The sequence below is a fragment of the Chloroherpetonaceae bacterium genome, from assembly GCA_025056565.1.
GTDB lineage: Bacteria > Bacteroidota > Chlorobiia > Chlorobiales > Thermochlorobacteraceae > Thermochlorobacter.
This window is the reverse complement of the sequence record JANWWA010000022.1, coordinates 1-16,228: the sequence shown is the minus strand read 5'-3', so window position 1 is coordinate 16,228 and position 16,228 is coordinate 1. Positions and strand designations below refer to the sequence as shown.

The window sequence follows — 16,228 nt, the reverse complement described above, 5'->3', positions numbered from 1 at the left end:
GGCGCGGTGGTGATGGAGACGCTGGATTTAATCGTAGAGCCGCGCAGTTTGGGCGTGTATCCGAATCCGCGCTCGCCTGAGATGCCAATGACGGAAATCGAGTAACTTGAAACCTGTCTTCCAAAACGAATGAGAGAAAATAAACGAGCGTATCGGATTAATGAAGACATTCGCGTGCCAGAGGTGCGTGTCCTGTTCCCAGAAGGCGAGCAAAAGGTGATGAAGACAGCTGATGCACTTCGTGAGGCACGCCGACTAGGCGTGGATTTGATAGAAATCCAGCCGAATGCCCAGCCACCCGTGTGTCGCTTAGCTGATTACGGCAAGTTCCTTTACGAGCAAGAAAAGAAAGAGAAAGAAGCTAAGAAAAAGACCAAGACGTCAGAACTCAAAGAGGTGCGCTTTCACCCAAATACTGACAAGCACGACTTTGACTTCAAGGCAAAACATGCCGAAGAATTTTTGCGTAAGGGCGACAAAGTGCGTGCCACCGTGGTGTTTCTCGGTCGGGCTATCGTCTACAAAGAGCAAGGTTATCAGTTGCTCGACCGACTCACGGAGCGACTAAGCGTAGTGGGCAGACCTGAAGGGCCACCGAAGCTCGAAGGCAAAAATCTCTACATTTTCTATGTGCCCGACAAAGCAAAAGTGGAAGCCTTAGAACGCAAGCTGCAAAAAGAACGTGAAGAGCAGCAGCGCCTCTTAGAAGCTGAAAAGCAAGAGCGGCAGCGCAAAATGCAAGAAGCGCAGCAAAAGCGCTTGGAGCAAAGTTCAGAAAACACAGCTTCGCAATCTTCTTAAACTCAACAAAGCAAGTTATGCCAAAAGTAAAAAGACATCGCTCGGCGAAAAAGCGGTTCAAGGTTACAGGGACAGGTAAAATTATGCGCAAGCAAACAGGCAAGCGCCATAACCTGTCTCAGAAATCCACAAAGCGAAAGCGTCGCTTAGAAAAAGACAAGTTGGTGTCTCCTGCTATGCAGGATACCGTTCAGCGAATGCTCACGATATGATTTCCATAACCCATAAATGACACAATCGTATGCCAAGAGCCAAAAATGCTGTTGCTTCACGGGCACGACGAAAGCGCATTTTGAAACGTGCCAAAGGATACTGGGGCAAGCGAAAAAACATCTTGACCATCGCAAAGCACGCAGTCGATAAAGCTGCGCAGTATCAGTATCGTGACCGCAAAGTCAAGAAGCGTAACTTCCGAAAGCTCTGGATTGCGCGCATTAACGCAGCGGCACGCTTACACGGCACGACGTATTCGCGCCTTATTGCGGCAATGAACAAAAAAAATATTGAAATCAACCGTAAGGCACTGGCAGAAATGGCGGTCAAAGACCCAGTAGCGTTTGAAGCAGTGGTCAAGGCAGCACTAGCCTAACAAAACACTAGCCTAACAAAATGGCTTGTGGAGCAATGGACGAGATAGCACGGGTAGATACCGACATTTTCAACGCTATTGAGCACGTGCGCAAAGAAACCGCAGCATTTGAAATTCACGATAAGGCAACGCTGGAAGCCTATCGGCTGCGGTTTCTTGTCCGCAAAGGCAAAATAGCTGAGCTATTCGAGCGCCTGAAAGCTGTTCCAAAAGAGCAAAAGCCCCAAGTAGGCAAGTTGCTCAACGACCTAAAAGCAGCAGCAGAGCAAAAATATGAGAACGCCAAAGCAGCTCTGGAAGCCCAGACCCAAGAAGAAGAGCGACCCCTTGACCTAACTCTGCCAGGGCGACCGCGCTTTTTAGGTGCTGAACACCCCGTCCAGAAGGTGCTGCGTGAAATGAAAGAGATTTTCTTCAAAATGGGCTTTACAGAAGTGGTCGGACCAGAAATTGAGCGCGATGACTACAATTTCACGCTGCTTAATTTCCCGGACGACCACCCTGCACGCGATATGCAGGATACCTTCTTTCTGCGCAAGGGCGCGCCCGAAGGCGATGTGGTCTTGCGCACCCATACCTCGCCAGTGCAAATCCGCACGATGCTCTCGCAAAAACCGCCTATTCGCATCATTGCACCAGGAAAAGTGTATCGCAACGAAGCAATCAGCGCTCGCAGCTACTGCGTGTTTCATCAGCTGGAAGGACTCTACGTTGATAAGGGAGTTACCTTTGCGGACTTCAAGGCGACAATCTATTCTTTCGCCAAACAGATGTTCGGCAGCGAGGTCAAATTGCGCTTCCGTCCGAGCTTCTTTCCTTTTACTGAACCATCAGCAGAAGTCGATATAACCTGCTACCTGTGTGGCGGCAAAGGCTGCCGGGTCTGCAAATACTCAGGCTGGCTGGAAATTATGGGCTGTGGAATGGTGCATCCAAATGTGCTACGCAACTGTAACATTGACCCAGCCGTCTATTCAGGCTATGCATGGGGAATGGGCATTGAACGCACGACGCTGCTGCGCTACAAAATCGATGATATTCGACTGCTCTTCGAAAACGACCTCCGAATGCTTGCTCAATTCGAATAGCTCACACTATGCCCGACCAGCCAATCGAGGAAAAAATCCGTAGCGTGATTCGCTCAATTCCTATGCTAAGGCAATTTCAATTTCACGATTTTGACTTTCTCTACGATAGCGAAGAGCGTATTCTCCATGTGGTGTTTGACTGCGAGCAAGAGGCGGATGATAGTCTGTTTGTAGAGGAGATTGGCGAGGCAGACGGCAATGTGCTGGTGCATACGGCAAAAGGCATCGTGGTAGGCTTTTCAATTCTGGACACGGAGCTGGGCAAACCGTAGGCCTAGTTCAACACTGTTAAGTTTGCAAACTTCACGACAAGCGTTTTTTCACCAGCCGTTCTGAAAAACACCTTCACCTTCGCATCTTCGCCACTGCCTTGCAGTGCAATCACCTTGCCGACACCAAACATTTTGTGCTGAACCTTCATACCCACAGAAAGCTGCGGCATTGAGGACACAGAGGGCGAAGAGAGCTTGGACTTTTCTGACTTGGGGCGAAAGGGAGCGGGGGCAGCAAAGTCTGATTCATCTAACTGGCTGTATTCGTCGCGCTGGATGCGAGTGCGCTCTTTTTCAGCTGCGCGCAGCTCAGAAAGTAAATGCCCGCCTTCAGTTTGCACAAGGTCACCATCCAGTTCATCAATAAAGCGAGATTTCAGCGAAGGTTGTGGCGCTCCAAAACGATAGCGCGACTTGGCGTAGCTGATATATAGCTTCTGCTGCGCGCGGGTAATAGCAACATAAAACAACCTGCGTTCTTCCTCCAAATCCCGTAGCTCATCGGACGAGAGCGGAAAGAGCTTCTCTTCCAAGCCAGTAATGAAGACAATCGGAAACTCCAAGCCTTTTGCCATGTGAATAGTCATCAGCGACACCTTGTTGTCGCTATCGTCTTTTTCTTCCAGCTCACTGACGAGAGCAATGTTTTGCAGGAAGGCGCGCAGCGAATTATCCTCACTTTGCTCCGAGAAAATGCGGGCAAGAGAGAGAAATTCTTGCAGGTTGTCATAGCGAGTGTTGGCTTCTGCCGTACCCTCTTCTTTCAGCAATTCAAGGAGACGGGTTTTTTGATAAAGTTCGCTCACGGTCTCAAAGGCATTTTGCGCTGCCGCAGTCTCTCTAAGCGACTCAATGAGCATGCGGAAATCGCTAAGTGCAGTAAGCAGTCGGGCAGGCAGGTCAGTCCAGAAAGGAGCGCGGCAAATTACCTCGTAGAGTGAAAGGTGCTCGGCTTGAGCGATGTCTCGCAACTTTTGCACACTACTTTCACCAATACCGCGTGCTGGAAAGTTGATAATGCGGAGCAGGGATTCTTCATCACGCTCGTTGAGCAGAAACCGCAAATACGACACCACATCTTTGATTTCCTTACGCTTGTAGAACGAGACGCTGCCAAAGACTTGATACGGAATTCCATTTGCGCGCAGCGCATCTTCCAAGACGCGGGATTGTGCATTGGTGCGATAAAAGACTGCAATATCTTTGTTTGCGACGCCACGCGTTAGTTTTAGCTGGCGAATAGCCTGAGCAACTTTGTCAGCTTCGTGGCGTTCATTTTCGCTCACCAGCAACGAAATCAGCTCACCGCGCGGATTGCGCGTAAAAAGCTGCTTCTCGAGCTGATGGCGATTATGACGAATAACCGAATTAGCCGCGTCAAGAATAACTTGGGTGCTGCGATAATTTTCTTCAAGACGCACGACGGTCGCATCAGGATAGTCGCGCTCAAAGTCCAAAATGTTGGAAATGTCTGCCCCACGCCACGAGTAAATGGATTGCGCATCATCACCGACCACACAGATATTGCGATGCTGCGCAGCCAGCATCTTAGAGACCAGATACTGCGCCCGATTGGTATCTTGATACTCATCAATCATCAGGTAGCGAAATCGCTGCTGATAGTGTTCCAGCAGAGCGGGTTTTTGCAAGAAAAGCTCAATCGGCTTGATAAGCAAATCGTCAAAGTCAAGAGCGTTGTTGCGCTGAAGTCGCTCGCTGTAGCGCGTATAGATGCGAGCGATGTGCTCTTCGAAAAAGTCAAAACGAGTGGATTTTTCCAAGTATTCGTGAGGCAAAACAAAGCGATTTTTTGCAGCGCTAATGCGTGCTTGCACCTGCTGAGGCGAAAGCATTTGCAGGCTAATCCCTAACTCACCCATTATTTCTTTGATGAGGCGCTGAGTGTCTTCGGTGTCATAAATGGAAAAGTTGGTGCTAAACCCTAAGGCGGGCGCATGCTGACGCAAGAGACGCGCAAAATTAGAGTGAAACGTGCCAATCCAAAGCCCTTGCGTGGCGGTCTCACCCAGCAGGGTGCGAATGCGCTCTTTCATTTCATTCGCAGCGCGATTGGTAAAGGTCAGGGCTAAAATCTGCGGTGGCGCAACTTGCCGCACCCCAATGAGATACGCAGTTCGGTAAGTGATCACACGCGTTTTTCCGCTGCCCGCCCCTGCGATAATTATCACAGGACCGTCGGTCGTCTCGACGGCTTTGCGCTGCGCTGGATTGAGTTCTTGAAGCAAGTGTTCCAAGTTTGCAAAGGGTTTGCTTGAAAAAGTGAAGATACAACTTTGCGAGGCGAATTGCGAAGCAAGTTGTTGAAGCACTGTTTTAGCAATCGCTATGGGAGCGCACTAAGCGATGCAAGGTAAGACGTGCTACTGCAGTGCGGCAAGTGTCCATTCGTGCGCATTGATAAGGACCGCCAGCATACTGACTTTGACATTCTGAATGCGCTTATTGAAGCCTTGCAGCTCATCGTAGTAGTAAAGGAAGGTGCGCGGTTGATGGTCGTGCAAAATAGCTTGGTATTCATACCAGTACTGACGCTCGAGGTCAGGCGGGAGGGGTTCAGTCAGGCGCTGGCAGAGACTGTCCAGACGCGCATTCTGAAAGCAGGCAGAGTTAAAAGGCGTATTCTTAAAATCTGAGCTCCAAATCGTAAGCTGAAAAGGCAAAGTTTCGGCAGAAAGACCAGAGAGCGCGGCATCGTAGCGCCATTGGTTTTGATTTTCATTGAAAACCACGGCTTCGGCGGCTGAAATGGTGCATTCAATGCCTAAGTCTTTGAGATTTTGTTGAATGATGGTGGCAGCATATGCACGGCGTTGATTGCCTGCAGGATATGCCAGCGTGAAAGAAAACGGCTTGCCATCTTTCTCGAGCAGACCTGATTTGCCGCGTGTCCAACCTGCCTCAGCCAAGAGGGCTTTGGCTTTCTCAGGGTCGAAGTCGTAAGGGTGCAGCGAGGGATTGAGAAATTTCGAGTAAGCAGGTGAGAGCGATGTGTTGACTACCGTAGCGTGATGTTTGCCCATAAAGCCTTCGGCAATGGCTTGGCGATTGATGCCGTAGGTCATCGCTTGCCGCACGCGCTTGTCGCCAAAGAAAAAGTTCGGTCTAATTTCACCACGCGTGCGATACGCCTCGCCGTCAATATTGAGCCAAACAATGCTGTCGAAACTGCGGAAGCGCACAGGCAAAATGTGCAGAGCGGGATTTTGCAGCACCTCGAGCGTGTCTTTGGGACTGATGCCACCGGCTGACATCAAGACATCGACATCACCTGCCTTGAAGGCAGTGAGACGCGTGGTGTATTCAGGAATGATGCGAAAAATCAAGCGTTGAACCTTCGCAGGGTGCGGCAGGACTGAAGTCGGGTTTGAGACCAAAACCAATTGCTTTTGGCGTTCCCACTTCTCCACTTTGAACGGCCCGCCGCCGACAATTGGTAGCTCAGCTGCTTTGGTGCGAAGCTCTTTCGGGTCAATTTTCTCAAAGATATGCTTGGCAACGGGCATGAGGTCGTAGAAGTGGTCAAGCACAATCATTGGGGCAAGCGGTTTCTGAAAGGTCAAAATCAAGGTGGTGTCGTTGGGGGTTTGCACGCCGCGTTCAAAGTCAAGATTGCCCTGAGCGTCGCGCACAAGGTCTTGCACATACTGCTGGCGCGTGCTAGCCACAGCAGGGTGAGCATACAGCTGATACGAGAACTTCAGGTCTGCAGCCGTAATCGGATAGCCGTCGTCCCAGCGAGCATCGCTGCGTAGGTAAAAAGTGGCTTGCCGACCGTCGGGCGAAAATTCCCAGCGAGTAGCAAGGCAAGGCAAATAGCGCACAGTGCCAGCGGTCTCATCAAACTCAGCTTGCACCAGCTTTGGGAAAACCTGAATACAAACCTCACGCGAAATGGAGAGCTGAATGAGTAGGGGGTTTAGGTGGTCTAAGTCGTTAGCCAGTGCCACTACAATCGGTTTTTCAGCAGAGCGTGCGCGCTCAGGCTGTCTTTGGCAAGAAAGCGTGAGAAGTGCGCCAAGTCCTACCGCTATGCAAGTTCGAAGCCAAAGGGCGAAATGTGCGAAAGGCATTTGCGTCAGTTGTTAAGACCGTGAAGCGACCACTGTCCGTTTTGGTGCTGGAGATGCACAATGCCGCCAAACGCCACATCAATTGAGAAGGCGCGCTGAAGCGGTAGCCCAATAGCATAGCACAGTGCTGCACGAATTGGGCCGGCGTGCGTGACGACAACAAAGCGTTCCTCTGGACGCTGGAGCAACAAATCCATCTGCAAGCTGATGCGATAGTGTAGCGATTGAAATGACTCTCCGTCGGGGGGTGTCACGCGCACAAAGTCGTTCATCCACGCTTGGAACGCAATGCTATCACGTCGCTCGATATCGTCCCAAGAGCGATTTTCCCATTGACCGAAATTTACTTCTCGCCATGCACGAGAAAGTTCAGGCTCAAGCCCTAACTGTGAGGCAATCGATTGTGCCAGTGCAATGCAGCGTTCCATATCGCTGGTGATAACGCACTCTGGCTTTAGGGCAACCAAGCGTGCCGAAACCAGATGAATGTGCTGTTTGCCAGCCTCCGAAAGTGGCACATCAGTTTGACCAATGCAGCGAGCTTCTCCGTTTTGTTCTGTTTCAGTGTGGCGCACCAAGAAAAGTTCCATTGAGCAGCGAGGTTTGAAGTCGCATCAGAGCTTCAAGGCTGAAATATAGTGATATTTCTGTAACCTGATTGACGGCGCCGAGCGTATCGCCCGTAATGCCACCAATGCGTTGATGCAAAAAGCGTTCGGCAAGGTAGCTCACGAAAATCGCTGTGGTAAGCAGGAAAAGTCCCGTGGCTGCAAAGCAAAGCAGCGTGGCAAAACCGAAAATGGCTGTAGCCAGCCAGAAGCGAGAAGGCGTAACGCTGCCTGCAAAGGGTTTTGCGGTGGCTGACTCAGTTCGAACATACTCCAAGCGCCGAATAAGCCACAGGCTGGACCAACGTCCTGCTGTGTGTGCCACGACCATTGCAAGCATAGCAGTCTGAATAGACTGCGATGCAAGTTCGGAGATAAAAAGAAATTTGGCTGTCAGCGCAAACCACAGAGCAAGAGCGCCAAATGTGCCAATACGGCTATCGCGCATAATTTCCAAGATGCGCGTGCGCTCAGAGGCGCCACCGAAGCCATCCGCGCTATCGGCTAAGCCATCTTCGTGAAAAGCGCCCGTAGCCAACACCGTAGCTAACATTGAAAGTAGCACCGCCTGTGGCACAGGCAGCAAGCGTGCAGATGCCCAAAGTATCAATGCCCCGAACGCTCCCACCAGCAGCCCAACAAGCGGGAAATAAAGCGTTGATTGTGCTAAAAATGTAGGGCTGTAGCGCACCCAGCGACCGACGGGCACGCGCGTCAGAAACATCAATGCAAGGAGAAAAAGGTTAATCTGTTCTTTCACGGCTGATTGTCGCTTAGGCTTAGCGCTGAGCTACAGCAGCTAAAAAGCCAGCCAGCAGATTCTCCGAAAACGCATTGTTATACTCAGGTTTTTGGTCTCGCTGCGCCTCGAGCCACATTCTCTCAGGGTGCCATTGCACCAGCATAATCAAACGGTTGGGATCAGTAGACTCCAAGGCTTCAACAAGTCCATCAGGTGAAAAGCCCACAGCCCGCAAGTTGTCTCCTATCCGATCGATCGCCTGATGGTGGCGCGTGCTGACATAATCCGTCTCAGTTACGCCAACCAGCTCATAGAGCAGGGAGTCTTTTTCTGCACGCACAGGGTGGTAACCGCTGCGAGCGTCGTCGAGCTTTTTGTGCGGAATAGGGTTAGCTATTTGTGTGTCAATGTCCAGCACCAATGTGCCACCCATCACGACGTTAAGTAGTTGCATACCACGGCAAATTCCCAAAATCGGTATGCCGCGTTCGAGGCAGGCTTCAGCAAGCGGCCACTCGACGGCATCACGCTCAGGGGTAGAGACCACATTTAGTGCGGCTAATTCTTCTGGGCTAAGCCGCATTCCAAAGCGATGTGGCTCTACATCGCGCCCGCCTGTAAAAACAACTGCATCAAGCGAATCCAAAATGCGGAGGTGCTGATCTAAAAGTGCCTCAGGAGAAGAACCCTCGTATGGCAGTTCAAGGCACTCCACCTTGTAGCCATACTTTTCACCTGTGCAAAGCCACGAGATATATTGTGAAGTGGTGTGGCATTGCGTTACACCGATTCGAAGGGTTCGCATACTTGTAATTTTTTAATGCCCTGTTAAGAAAGACCTCTACACCCGAAAACTCGGCAAAAAAGAGCATTTTGAGAGACTTTTGCAAACACACCACCTAAGGCGAAAGTAGGGCGGTGTCAAAACGGTATGCTATTGCGCTACAGAGAACTACTGCCCTTCAAGAGCGTGCTCTTTCGCTTTTGAGTTATGGCATGGCTTTTCTAAATTTGCGGCTCAAATTTTTTTCTGGGAATATGGCAGAAGACACACTGCAAAAACCGAAACCTGCTTCATCGCCAGCGTCAAAGAAAAGTACGGGCGACTTGGTGCAGTTGGAGGCATGGTACTATCAGTTAGTCGCATTCTATGAAAAGAACACATCGCTGGTAGTGGGCATCGGAGCAGGCGTGGTGCTACTGGTCGCTGGACTGCTGTTCTGGAACTATCGCAAAGCGCAGCTCGAGGTGGAGGCTACTGCGAAGCTGGCAAAGGTCGCGCAGGTCTACAAAGATGGTAATCTCGAGGCGGCTATTTTGGGGGATAGCACGCAAATGGGCTTGCAAAAGTTTGTCGAAACATACTCTGGCACCGCCTCAGGCGAGATAGCTAAGTTTTACCTTGCCAACGCGCTCTACCAGCGCAATTCAATTGACTCGGCACTGGCGCTGTACAAGAACATTTCCTCTCGCTCGGAAGTGTTGGCTGCTGCAGCTCTGGCAGGAGAGGCCGCTTGCTATGAGCAAAAACAGCAGTATAAGCAGGCAGGCGAACTCTATCGTAAAGCGGCTGCGGCGGCGCAAAATCAAGCCTTTGAAGCATTTTACCTAATGGATGCAGGGCGTGCCTTTGAGCTGGCTGGAGAAAAGAAAGAGGCGCTGGAAATCTTTGAGTATGTGCGCAAGCAATTCCCGCTTTCCACGCATAGCCGTGATGCGGAAAAAGCAATTGCGCGACTGAAAATGTAACTTTCTCCAAGAGATGACTCGCCTTGCTTGGATTGCAGTACTGTGTGGGGTGCTATCTTGCGCAGGGTGCGTAAAGCAAGGTCGAGTTGGAACAGCGTATTCAGATTCACTTGCTGCCTCACTGCAAACAAAGTTTCTGGTCGAGACCCCAAAAGGTGAGTTTCTGATTGCGCTGTTTGACGATACACCTTTGCACAAGCAGAATTTTATCAAGCTGGTTCAAGCAGGGTATTACGACGACCTTGTGTTTCATCGGGTGGTGCCTGAACTAATTGTTCAAGCAGGTGACCCGCAATTTCGCTCTACGCCTAATCCTGCACTGGATTCCTTAGACCGCACGACCATTCCAGCAGAAATTAAGCACTCTCACTTTCGTGGCACTGTAGCGGCGGCGCGTAAGGATGACAAAGAAAATCCTGAGCGTGCATCTTCGGCTACACAGTTTTATATTAACCTCAACGACAATCGCTTCTACGATGGCAGTTATACCGTCTTTGGGCGCGTCATTGAGGGAATGGAAACCGTGGATAAAATTGCCAAAGTGGCGCGCGACGGTCGTAATGTGCCATATGAGCGGATCTGGCTCAAAATCCGCCCACTTGGCGAGAAGTAGGAGCGCTTAGAGCGCACCATTTTTCTAACCTAACAACAGACACCAATGCCTCTGCAGTTTTTGATTGCGACCACACTGGGCGACATCACTATTGAGCTGTTTGATGACACGCCGCTGCACCGTGATAACTTTGCCAGACTAGTGGAGGAAAAGTATTACGACGGTCTGCGGTTTCATCGTGTAATCAAGGATTTTGTCATTCAGGGCGGCGACCCGCTCTCACGTGATGAAAGCAAGCGCGCCCTTCACGGCACAGGCGGTCCAAACTACCGCATTCCGGCTGAAATTAAACACCCAAACAAGCGCGGCACTGTGGCGGCTGCACGCGATAACAATCCTCAAAAGGCCTCATCAGGAAGCCAGTTCTACATCAATGTGCGAGATAATCTTTTCTTGGACGACCCCGTTCGGGCGGGCTACACTGTCTTCGGCAAGGTGATTCGTGGAATGGACGTGGTCGATGCCATTTCAAAGGTAGAAAAAGATGCCCGAGACAACCCGATTGTGCCGATTACGATGACCATTCGCCGCCTGCCTGCTGAAAGTCAAAGTGCCTGAGTCATTGTGCCCTGAACCATCTCTGCAAGCGTCAGTATGAACATTCTCGTGCTAAATTGTGGCAGTTCAAGCATCAAGTTTCAGGTCTTCTGCACCGATTGGGAGATGATTCATACCAATACCGATTACCCAATTGCGTCAGGCGTGATTGAGCGCATTGGGTCGGAGGCATTGCTAACGTTTCGGACATATACAAAAGGCAAGCCCGATAAGCTCATTCGCTCCGCAGCCCCAATTCGTGACCATCAAGCGGCGATTGCGCGCATTTTGCAGTGGCTCACTTCAGGCGAAGTAAGCTTGGAGGGCATTGCTTCACAAGCTGACATCCACGCTGTGGGGCACCGTGTCGTGCACGGCGGCGAAAAACTCACCACTGCCGTAGTGATTGATGACCAAGTGGTTGCAAAAATTGAGGACTGCATTGAACTGGCGCCACTGCACAATCCTCAGAACCTCAAGGGGATTTATGCCGCGCGCCAGCTCTTTGGCAACTGCGTGCCGCAAGTGGCGGTGTTTGATACAGCGTTTCATCACACAATGCCTGAGGTGGCGTATCTCTATGCCATTCCCTACCAATTCTATCGGCGGCACAAAATTCGACGCTACGGCTTTCACGGCATTTCACATCGGTATGTGAGTTTTCGCTATCGCACGCTGGTCGGCATTGAGCGGAGTGCGGTGCAAATCATCTCGCTGCATTTAGGCAATGGCAGTTCTGCCTGTGCGATTCGGGGTGGCTGCTCCGTCGATACTTCAATGGGTATGACGCCTCTGGAAGGTTTGGTGATGGGCACGCGCTCCGGCGATATTGACCCTGCGATTATCAACTACTTGGAGCACAAAGAAAACTACTCCTCTGACGCCGTCGATGCGCTGCTCAATCGTCAGTCAGGACTGCTCGGCATTTCAGGCCTGACCAACGATATGCGCGACCTGATTGCTGAAGCACTGGAAAATGATGACCGACGTGCAAAACTGGCAATCGACATCTATTGCTACCGCGTAAAGAAATACATTGGCGCATACTTAGCCGTGCTTGGTGGGGCACAAGCGATTACCTTCACGGGTGGAATTGGCGAAAACTCCGACTACATTCGTGCCAAAATCTGCACAAATCTGCAGTGCTTTGGCTTAGAGTTAGACGAAGAGAAAAACCGCGAAATGGTCGGCGGTAAAGAGGGACGAATTTCCACAGACTCAAGCAAACTCGCTGCGTGGGTTATTCCGACCAATGAAGAGCTGATTATCGCACGAGATACCTACCGTGCTATCGTGCCTGAGCCTGTCTCGTAAGTTCCTCCGAGCTGGCAGAAGAGATAATGCTAAGTCGTCCATCACGCGAAAGCTCGATCTTGAAGACATCGAAAATGACCTCACGGCTACCGGGCGGAAAACGCCAGCTGCGAATTGCGTCGGCAAATTGCTCTGTTGTAAATTCGGAGTAAGCATTGTCATCTAAGGTAGAGACCAAAAGACGCACTCTTTCTACATTGCCGCGCGTGCCAATGATAATCTCGTAGTAAATTTTGCCACTAAGCGTGCTATCTTGCTTGCGCACTTCCTTGAAAATATCCGCCAGTTCCTGTGAGCGCTCATCAAGCACATCCATAATTTTGCGATTGCGAAGTCGCTCTGAGCGGGAATACGTCATCGGGTCGTATAGCCCCAGTGCCTCGTCAATCGCGTAAGGAATGCGGAAGCGGCGACCAAGCTCAACTTTTGCACCACCCATAATGCGCCATGGTGCATAGTTCAAGCCAACCAGCGAGACAGGCACAGTGCCAAATCGGGTGATGTAACTGGTGTTATCACCGCCACCAATTATCAAAAGCTGACCCATTAACTCGACAGAAAGCCAATCGAGCACATAATACCGCGCCCCTGCACCCAAGTAGCTGAAATTCTCTCGCCCGTAGACGAACTCTTGTAGCGAAGCGGAAAGATAAAACTCGCCAAAGAGTTCAGCGAAAGCATAGATTCGCTGTCCACGGATAGGAAGCGGGGTGTCAAATCCAAGTGCATAACGCAGTGTGAGCAGGTCGTTTCCAACCTTAATAGGGGGACTAGGGCTGCGCGTGATGACCGTTTCGCTGGAGCTGTAGTTACGAAAGCCAAGATTGAGATGAATGCCTGAGGAGAATTCAGGAAAGATATTGTCAAAGTAGTATGAGCCAATAAAGTGCACCCCTGCGCCAAATTCGTTTTGCGTGAAAGGCAGAAGAGGAGGGTTAGGTTCTCGTCCAAATGGGGCAAAAATCTCAAACCAGCCGCCCAGTTGAATGCGGTCGTTTAGCACGCCAATTGAGCCAGTCTTCAAAACTAAGCGCACGCCGCTAAAAAGCTGTGTCGCCGTCGGCCTTGTATCCAGACGGTTTTCAATGCGGAAAGTGTTGAGTGTTGCAGAAATTGCAAGATTTTTGAGCAAGGTGTAGTCGAGGTTAATGTCCGCATTTGTTTGGATAATATCGTCTGGCACACCGCCGCCTGGAATATAGTCGACAGGTCTGATGAAAAATGAACCAGTCAGGCTTGCACTGAATGTACCAATTCTTGGCAAAAGTGCCTTCTGGGCCTGGAAAATGCGGCTATCAGCTGTGAGAGGCGCTTGAGCCAACAGGGTAAAACTGGGACTGAGCAGCAGAAGCAAAAAAAGAGTCCACGATACGGTTTTCCTCATTCTAACTCGCACTTCATTTTGGGTTGTTCTCTCAGGCGCAAGTTTAGCTTGGTTTTGACGCAATATACAACAGGCAAAAGTAAAAAAATAGCCGTGCAAAGAGAGGAAATTCGGTAAGATGAAAGCCATTTCTAACCTTTACATGCCCGATTCTAACACAGCGACAATCTTTCTCTTTTCCTGCAGAGGAAGTGAGAGCCAAGTCACAAGGCAGTGCGCGAGCTGCAGGACAGCGCTAGCTATTGCTCTGACCAAGAAGACAGATGGCGTGATACTTACGCAGTGCAAAGAAAGCTTGCACGGTGCCTGCCAGCACAGAGCATCTGACAAGGTGTGACGGCAAGCACAACTGCCCAAGAAAGTTTGAGCACGATTTGGTTTTTCCATCGCACTCTTGTATTATTGCACAGCAAGAGCACAAAAAACCGAAGCCTTCTTAGGGTGAGCAAAGAAAGTCAGTACCTTTTTATGCAAAAACCAGAGCACACTTGCCCAAAAGAGGGCGAAAGGCACATCTCCGTAGGCGCAATCAGAGTTTCTAAACCACAAATCGGAAGCGACACGCTCTACGCTTCTCTTTTTTCTGTAGCGCGTAGAGAGGTTATGCTGGCTTCATAAACCTAAAACGACAAACAGATATGCGAAGACGTCTTTCCCTAAAAGCGCTTTACCTTGCGCTAGCGGTTCTGGTGATAGGAATCAGCAGCGCTTTAGCGCAAAGCCCAATGCGAGGTCCGCAATTTAAGGTGAAGATTTACAGCGGTCCCTCTATTCAGCCCTACTTTACTTCGGGCTTGAAGGATGTGCACATTACTTCGTTCCCAGGTGGCTTCTTTGGACGCGCTGAGGAACGGCTTTCGGTGCCGCTGTCTCAAGGCACAAGCGAAAGTGTTCGCTTTGGCGGCCTCTTGGGCGTGGAGGTCTCCAATCTGGGAGGCTATAAGCGCCTTTCTTTCAACGCAGAAATTCAAGGGATGCCCGGTGAAAATAGCCGCTACTTCAACATTATGGGAGGATTTGGCTACAAGGTTTTCGATCTGAAGGAAGATGCCAAGCAAGATGTGCCGCTCACAATCGGACTGCTGGTAAAAGGAGGGTATGCATTTGGTGTGGCAACCTTTGCCCGCGTAGCACAGCTGCCAGACCGACCGTTTGCGACAACCGTGCAGTTCGAGGACGGCAGTCTCTTCCAAGTCGGCGACCGCATTCAAGCCGATATTTTAGCAGCAACGCTGCAAGCCGCTCTGACCGTGAATTTTGAAATCATCAGAAACGTAGATGTAGGCTTGCAGTTAGGGTATAATGGTGCATGGCTGAGCACGCTGACGCTCACCTCAGGCAGCGGTGGAACCTTCAATCCGCTGGCGCCGAATGTGGTCGAACCAAATACCACTGACCGCACTGCGGGCTTCCGTCGCGCCTTTACCGAAGCGCCAACAGTGTCGCTCAATGGATTCTTTGCAACCTTGAACTTTGGACTGACGCTGTATTAGAGTTTCTAAACACGGCGATTTTATCGGGCTAAATTAGGTTGCGAGCCGATGAAAGCGCCATTTTCATAAAAACGACTATTCCGCAACCTCAAAACAACGCTAAAAAGGAAGAAAGCCATGAATAGAAAACACAGGTCTTTTCTGGCGTCTCTCCTGCTGCTTGCACTCTTCGGGGTCTTTGCAGGGTGCCGAGAAACGCCAATTAACAATAACCCCGTGCCACGTGGTCGGCAGTTCGTGGGTGAAATTAACGGTGTAGTCCGTGATGGTAACACGGGTGCGCCACTCTCTGGTGTAACTGTCCGTCTCATTGGCGCCGAAGGTCAGCCCGGCGGTGAGACCGTCACTGCAACCACGAATGCCGACGGTATCTACATTTTCCGCAACTTGCAGGCGGGCTTCTACAAAATTGCAGCCACGCCCCCAGCAGGCTATGCCCCGACGCGCGTGCAAGACGTGGAACTGCGTGATGATGCAAACAGTACCTCAACTGGCGTTGCAGTGGTGCGCGTCGCACGTGACATCCGCTTCTTTACCGCTAACGCAAGCATTCAAGCGCGCCTCAGCATTCGCACGCCTGACGGTCGTGTGTTGCCTGCGCCAGTAGGTACGCCCGTTTTTATTGACTTTACCATTCCAGGGGGTGTAAATCCTGGCAATCCGAATGATCGCACCCGCACCGTGGGTGATGTGCAAGTTGGAACAGTGACAGCCTCAGTGCGCACAGATACGACGATTGGTGGTCGCACAGTCAACATTATCATCTCAGGTTTACCAGCCGTAGGGTCGCTCGCTACAGCGGGAGAGTTTCCGACGCTGGTGGTGCCAAACTTTGAAGTAGGAGGGGTTATCTACGGAAATCCTGCCACAGGTCGTGCAGCAGAAGTGCCGCTGCGGGGGTTGCGCCCTGGTGTAGTGTCTCTGATTTCGCCAGATTCACTGATTGT

At 50.8% G+C, this 16,228-nt stretch carries 17 protein-coding genes; 11 read left to right on the top strand and 6 right to left on the bottom strand.

What is annotated here, in order from left to right; genetic code table 11:
* Positions 1-129: 129 nt before the first annotated feature.
* The 5 genes from infC to NZM05_12235 all read left to right on the top strand — a co-directional run bounded on the left by infC (position 130) and on the right by NZM05_12235 (position 2,750).
* Positions 130-801, top strand: coding sequence for a translation initiation factor IF-3 (gene infC / locus NZM05_12255; GenBank protein ID MCS7014385.1), 672 nt, complete (start codon positions 130-132; stop codon positions 799-801).
* Between the two features lie 17 nt (positions 802-818).
* Positions 819-1,013, top strand: coding sequence for a 50S ribosomal protein L35 (rpmI, locus tag NZM05_12250; protein ID MCS7014384.1), 195 nt, complete (start codon positions 819-821; stop codon positions 1,011-1,013).
* A 29-nt stretch (positions 1,014-1,042) separates the two neighbouring features.
* The gene (gene rplT, locus NZM05_12245; GenBank protein MCS7014383.1) at positions 1,043-1,390 is read left to right on the top strand and encodes a 50S ribosomal protein L20; all 348 of its coding nucleotides are present in this window, start codon (positions 1,043-1,045) and stop codon (positions 1,388-1,390) included.
* Between the two features lie 65 nt (positions 1,391-1,455).
* Positions 1,456-2,478, top strand: coding sequence for a phenylalanine--tRNA ligase subunit alpha (gene pheS / locus NZM05_12240; protein ID MCS7014382.1), 1,023 nt, complete (start codon positions 1,456-1,458; stop codon positions 2,476-2,478).
* Between the two features lie 8 nt (positions 2,479-2,486).
* A complete protein-coding gene (locus NZM05_12235; GenBank protein ID MCS7014381.1) occupies positions 2,487-2,750 on the top strand; it encodes a hypothetical protein in 264 nt (87 codons plus the stop codon).
* Between the two features lie 2 nt (positions 2,751-2,752).
* Here NZM05_12235 and NZM05_12230 read toward each other — a convergent pair whose 3' ends face one another.
* The 5 genes from NZM05_12230 to NZM05_12210 all read right to left on the bottom strand — a co-directional run bounded on the left by NZM05_12230 (position 2,753) and on the right by NZM05_12210 (position 8,996).
* Positions 2,753-5,005, bottom strand: coding sequence for a UvrD-helicase domain-containing protein (locus NZM05_12230; GenBank protein ID MCS7014380.1), 2,253 nt, complete (start codon positions 5,003-5,005; stop codon positions 2,753-2,755).
* A gap of 126 nt (positions 5,006-5,131) precedes the next feature.
* Positions 5,132-6,841, bottom strand: coding sequence for a peptide-binding protein (locus NZM05_12225; GenBank protein MCS7014379.1), 1,710 nt, complete (start codon positions 6,839-6,841; stop codon positions 5,132-5,134).
* A gap of 5 nt (positions 6,842-6,846) precedes the next feature.
* Positions 6,847-7,431 (bottom strand): alpha-ribazole phosphatase, encoded by a 585-nt coding sequence (cobC, locus tag NZM05_12220; protein MCS7014378.1) that lies wholly within the window; start codon positions 7,429-7,431, stop codon positions 6,847-6,849.
* A complete protein-coding gene (gene cobS / locus NZM05_12215; protein ID MCS7014377.1) occupies positions 7,403-8,176 on the bottom strand; it encodes an adenosylcobinamide-GDP ribazoletransferase in 774 nt (257 codons plus the stop codon). Before cobS ends, cobC begins: the two co-directional genes overlap by 29 nt.
* 52 nt (positions 8,177-8,228) lie before the next feature.
* Entirely contained in the window at positions 8,229-8,996 is a 768-nt protein-coding gene (locus NZM05_12210; GenBank protein MCS7014376.1) for a gamma-glutamyl-gamma-aminobutyrate hydrolase family protein, read from the bottom strand.
* A 233-nt stretch (positions 8,997-9,229) separates the two neighbouring features.
* Here NZM05_12210 and NZM05_12205 point away from each other — a divergent pair, with 233 nt between their 5' ends.
* Genes NZM05_12205 through NZM05_12190 form a run of 4 tightly spaced genes read left to right on the top strand, consistent with a single transcriptional unit; the run spans position 9,230 to position 12,404 of the window.
* Positions 9,230-9,940, top strand: a complete 711-nt coding sequence (locus tag NZM05_12205) for a tetratricopeptide repeat protein (GenBank protein ID MCS7014375.1) — start codon at positions 9,230-9,232, stop codon at positions 9,938-9,940.
* 13 nt (positions 9,941-9,953) lie between these two features.
* A complete protein-coding gene (locus tag NZM05_12200) occupies positions 9,954-10,553 on the top strand; it encodes a peptidylprolyl isomerase (protein MCS7014374.1) in 600 nt (199 codons plus the stop codon).
* Between the two features lie 45 nt (positions 10,554-10,598).
* A complete protein-coding gene (locus NZM05_12195) occupies positions 10,599-11,111 on the top strand; it encodes a peptidylprolyl isomerase (protein MCS7014373.1) in 513 nt (170 codons plus the stop codon).
* A gap of 36 nt (positions 11,112-11,147) precedes the next feature.
* Positions 11,148-12,404: an acetate kinase gene (locus NZM05_12190; protein ID MCS7014372.1), complete on the top strand. Its 1,257-nt coding sequence runs from the start codon at positions 11,148-11,150 to the stop codon at positions 12,402-12,404.
* On the opposite strand, the gene NZM05_12185 is transcribed toward NZM05_12190, so the two are convergent.
* Positions 12,379-13,668, bottom strand: a complete 1,290-nt coding sequence (locus NZM05_12185; GenBank protein MCS7014371.1) for a hypothetical protein — start codon at positions 13,666-13,668, stop codon at positions 12,379-12,381. The genes NZM05_12190 and NZM05_12185 overlap by 26 nt on opposite strands.
* Positions 13,669-14,426: 758 nt before the next feature.
* Between NZM05_12185 and NZM05_12180 the strand changes: the two genes are divergently transcribed.
* Positions 14,427-15,281, top strand: coding sequence for a hypothetical protein (locus NZM05_12180; GenBank protein ID MCS7014370.1), 855 nt, complete (start codon positions 14,427-14,429; stop codon positions 15,279-15,281).
* Between the two features lie 117 nt (positions 15,282-15,398).
* Positions 15,399-16,228 (top strand): carboxypeptidase regulatory-like domain-containing protein (locus tag NZM05_12175; GenBank protein ID MCS7014369.1); only part of this gene is annotated, 830 nt, incomplete at its 3' end.